This window comes from Enterobacter cloacae complex sp. 394F7, from assembly GCF_057320385.1.
This window is the reverse complement of the sequence record NZ_JBXWCS010000032.1, coordinates 1-4,255: the sequence shown is the minus strand read 5'-3', so window position 1 is coordinate 4,255 and position 4,255 is coordinate 1. Positions and strand designations below refer to the sequence as shown.

General features: G+C 37.4%; 6 protein-coding genes and 1 pseudogene. All 7 read right to left on the bottom strand.

The genetic code is table 11. The features are described from left to right. A pseudogene (locus tag AC2FAK_RS22870) lies at positions 1–307 on the bottom strand (hypothetical protein); the annotation flags it as partial. A 498-nt stretch (positions 308–805) separates the two neighbouring features. After that, on the bottom strand, positions 806–1,327 hold the full coding sequence (locus AC2FAK_RS22865) for an SMI1/KNR4 family protein (RefSeq protein WP_094085192.1): 522 nt from the start codon (positions 1,325–1,327) through the stop codon (positions 806–808). Between the two features lie 191 nt (positions 1,328–1,518). Continuing rightward, a complete protein-coding gene (locus tag AC2FAK_RS22860) occupies positions 1,519–1,920 on the bottom strand; it encodes an SMI1/KNR4 family protein (RefSeq protein WP_240514618.1) in 402 nt (133 codons plus the stop codon). Positions 1,921–2,152: 232 nt separating this feature from the next. Beyond that, on the bottom strand, positions 2,153–2,686 hold the full coding sequence (locus AC2FAK_RS22855; protein ID WP_094085191.1) for an SMI1/KNR4 family protein: 534 nt from the start codon (positions 2,684–2,686) through the stop codon (positions 2,153–2,155). An 11-nt stretch (positions 2,687–2,697) separates the two neighbouring features. Continuing rightward, complete coding sequence (locus AC2FAK_RS22850) at positions 2,698–2,943, bottom strand: hydrolase (RefSeq protein ID WP_240514619.1); 246 nt, start codon at positions 2,941–2,943, stop codon at positions 2,698–2,700. Between the two features lie 247 nt (positions 2,944–3,190). Next, entirely contained in the window at positions 3,191–3,673 is a 483-nt protein-coding gene (locus tag AC2FAK_RS22845) for an immunity 26/phosphotriesterase HocA family protein (protein ID WP_094085190.1), read from the bottom strand. Next, a partial coding sequence (locus tag AC2FAK_RS22840) for an RHS repeat-associated core domain-containing protein (protein WP_485453331.1) occupies positions 3,670–4,255 on the bottom strand: 586 nt, incomplete at its 5' end. The genes AC2FAK_RS22845 and AC2FAK_RS22840, both read right to left, overlap by 4 nt.

Genomic DNA, 4,255 nt, shown 5'->3' with positions numbered 1-4,255 from the left:
CGCGGTGCAGGCGGTCGCGGGTGAACTCGGTCACCAGCTGCTGCCCGAAGCGGATGGCGCTGACATGGCCGGAGCCATAGTGCAGCCAGGCCAGCTTTTGCTCACCGGGCAGCGTCAGGCCGGTCAGGTTGCTCAGGGCATCCCATTCATAGCCCACCGCGCCGTTAATGCCGGATTCGCTCAGCACGCGCCCGGCGGCATCAAGGCGGTAAGCAATTTCATCGCTTTCGATACCCAGGGCAACGCCTTCGGCGGTTGGCGTACGGCAAATGCTGGTAATCTGGCCGCTCGGGTCGCGGAAATGGCGGTTTGCATGAAACAATCATGCTACCGCCATACCCTGATCAATTAAGCTATCTGCACGATAACTATTTTACTTTTTAAACAGCAGGTTAAACACAGAAACTTACTTACACATAGTACTGTTGTATGGTCGACTATATAGGTATCATCTATTCCAACCGTAAAATCGAAGCCTGAGCCAGATATGCACAGAGTCCTTTTTCACACTCCAAGATCTAGTAGCCAGAAACGACGAGATTGAGATTATCATCAATATTTCATTCATATTATTAGTATCATCACTGATAATAAATATGTAGAATTTATCATTATAGAAAGTTGAATGATTTATTTTATAACGTGCCTATTAAATATTCTAAACCTAACAACACTGTCGACTTTAATATGAAGATTTAAATGCAAACATACGTGACACTCTTATTTTACTATTTATCCATTCCATAACCTTTAAATTTAAAAATAAGCCATAGTCATATTCTTAATATGGCTTATTTTTGAAATATCATAAATCAACAGTTACATTCATTTCTGAATCAAGGGAACCCTCACAAATTCTCTTGTAAAATTCAGTAAAGCTATTAGTAATTTTATAAATATTGCCGCACTCATTTTGCTCAGCGATCTCAAACTCTTGGATATCATCCTCTGCATGCAGATGTGTTCTATCCCAATAATAAACACCCTGGCTTTTACTGCCATTTAATATAAGATAAAAATTACCTCCAGGATCATCGCCAATGATTAATTTATCATCAATAAAATCAAGTTCATTTAAAAAAGTCTCATTTTGACGAAAAATATCGTGATTAGGGTTTTTCATATTCATTCCAAAAAGAGCATGAAAAGCGATAACCCCTTCATCGAGACCTTCGCACTCCAGCTCACAAAAATCTGGAGATTTTACAACAAAACCATTCTGCATCCTGAGGAATTCTTTATAATCTTCGGGCAAAACGACTTTAAATTTTACCTCCAAAATTCTAAGTTCATCTTTTGTTTTGGGTTTACCGCATGAAATAGGCATAAGCTATCCTTAGTATATAACTCCTTGATGTTAGATAATCCACCTCAAAAAAATCAAACTACAATTAATTTTTACATACATAATTTATTGTAGTAATAAAGTCGGGAAAGCTATCCCGACTTCTTATTTCAAATGCTTTCGAACTTGATAACAGGTGGGGGAAAATCATCAGGGAATGATTTACATCTAATTTAATTTCTTAATAACCTCTCAAGAAAATCAGTTAACCCACCATCAAAATACTCAACTTCTGGTGATCTTGCTGCGATGATAGCAACAGTCCATAACTCACTATTATCTCTAGAATTTGCGACCCAGAATAGATAATCACCATTGTCAGTAACTCCTAACGGAATAAACCCATTATCCTTGGGATACAGTTGATAATTATAATAATCCTTATTTGATTCAATCAGATAAGTAAGGCCTTCCAAAATAAATTTATACTGTTCAAAAAAGTTGACATCTTCATTTTTACTAAAGGGATTAAAAATAATAATAAAGTCCGCGATACGACCTGAACCATATTCATTTATAAACTCAATATAATCAGAGGGGAAAGGTAAACCATCCTCAATCAGTGGCCATTTCATTCCCTTTCCCGAATCCGAAGGGGCGACAGGTGATGCTAATATTGTAACCAATTTTTTTATCAACATAGCATGCGTTCCAATATAGATATGAACAGCACTTAATCGAGCCTGAACGTCTATCAAAATAACTAATTTGGGAATCAATTTTCATTCCACATAACTTTTATTACTAGAAGGCTGTTCATAAATAAAAATTGGGAAATATCCAAGAGATACTCCCCGTAAAAATACACTATATACCATTCCAGAAAGAAATATCATTTGCCCCTGTTGAATTGATAATTTCCGTTAGCGGGCATGCTTTTAAGAAATGCGAACCAACACCTCTGATAAATAGTTCAAAAGTATCAGCTATCGATTCCCATTCATCCATAGTTTGTTCACTTGTAATAGCATAAACTTTGCCACCATGAGTATTAAGTAAGATAGTATAAGGGTCTGATATTGCAATACATATCACATCATCTGGTCTATGCTCGCCAATCCACCAATGGTTAAACTCATCATTGTTAATCCTGACTATTTTCTCCAAATAATCATCACCATGGCCGAAAGATATATTCCCCAAAGAGAAGTTATCAATATCATAATTATTGACAAACTCAATAAAATCCTTTGGGAAATTTACACCAAGTCTTTCCTCAGAATGCTTGATATTATTTACAGGCACCATTCTTTTTTCCAAAATCAAATCATCCATCTCTCCATTAAAAGGAGAGAACTTCTCATTCAACTTAACTTTAATTTCATTTATTGTTAGCAACATAACTATTACCCTCATTTCGTATACCAAACACCGCCACTGCCAACATGAGTACTTCCAAGTACAGGCATAGTATATGGTCCAAAATCGACATGATGATGTATTATTGTATCTCCTTTATAATTCATATGTTCAGGAAATGCTTTAATCAAGATGTCATCTATTTTCGGTAACTGTCCCACTTCTTTTATTGTATATAACTTGCTTTTACTTAAGGAACCTGATGCATATAAGACTATTGACTCCAAAATTCTTGGCATTTTCTTATATAACAATTTGAAGTAAGTGTTCCTGATACTAATGTTCTGGTATCTATGAGGAATGCGTTATGAGGTCTTCCCGGGTAATGAAGATCGACCCGCATCTGGTATGGATTGTTACGCAAGAATGCGTTCAATGCTATTAAAGGCCAATAAAAATTTGCATTTTGTCCATTCTTTTATTTTTTAGCACCTCGAGGTTTTTAATCATAAACCAACCGGGAGATTTTACCTCCCGGTTTCAAACCTAAATTTTTCTTAGTAAATTCTTTATATCAAAATCACTTTTAGGTGAAAGTTTTGGAAGATTATTCCATTCTTTTTCGTCGATTGGAAAAACATTCCCGTAAAAATCTTTCTTTTTGCAAGAATCACCAATACCGAATGCAAAATAAACATCATCAACATTATCTGGGGAATAATTGTCCTGATGTCCAATTATTCTCCAGTCACTTTCTGGCTCAATTTTCTTATCCAGTAGAGAATAGGTATCTATAATCAATGGCGAAATGATTCTTTTAGCATTCTCAATTTCACCCTCGGTTACTTTAGGTACATCAGATAAAATATCAAAAATTTCAGCCACATGCCCTACCGACATTAATGACATAATACGACCAAAACGATACATCTCTCCATCAACCTTGAAGCAAAATATATCGCCAGGCTTAACATAGCGAAGCATGGTTCTTGGTTTTTTCTCCCATGCCCAAAATTTAAAATTACTCATCCGCACCTCTTTCCTTTTCCGCCTGAACCATTTTTCTTGATGCTGTATTCTGCTTCAAAAGTCTGTCCTCTTACGTCAGTTCGTCTATGGTCAAATGAATTGTATTTATTCCCGCGATTAGTCGCTGAAATATCTTCACCTATAGTTCCGGTACGAGTTTTATATTCCTCTATATAATATTGTTCGTAACCTCTAGCTTGTGCATAGGTCACATTCTCATCTAAAGGAAGCAACTGAGCACCCGGAGTTAATCGCCCAGAATCCCTATGTTCTCCCGCTCTCCTGAGAAGATCATCAGTTATACCAACGTAATAAGGTTTTGTTGCTCCCGGATCAAATAATCCATAAACGTTATATCCTGTAGTATCTAGGGCCGTTAATCCAAGGGGATCAATCCATAACAACGGATTCGGCGCATACTGATAAAGGTTCCACCCGCCATTCAACCCAATCGGATCCTGCACAATAAACCGCCCGACCTGCGGGTCGTAGTAGCGGAACAGGTTATAATGCAGCCCCGTTTCACCGTCAGCGTACTGCCCTGCATAGCGAAGCGGTTGATGCGCCATCGCCGTGCGGTTC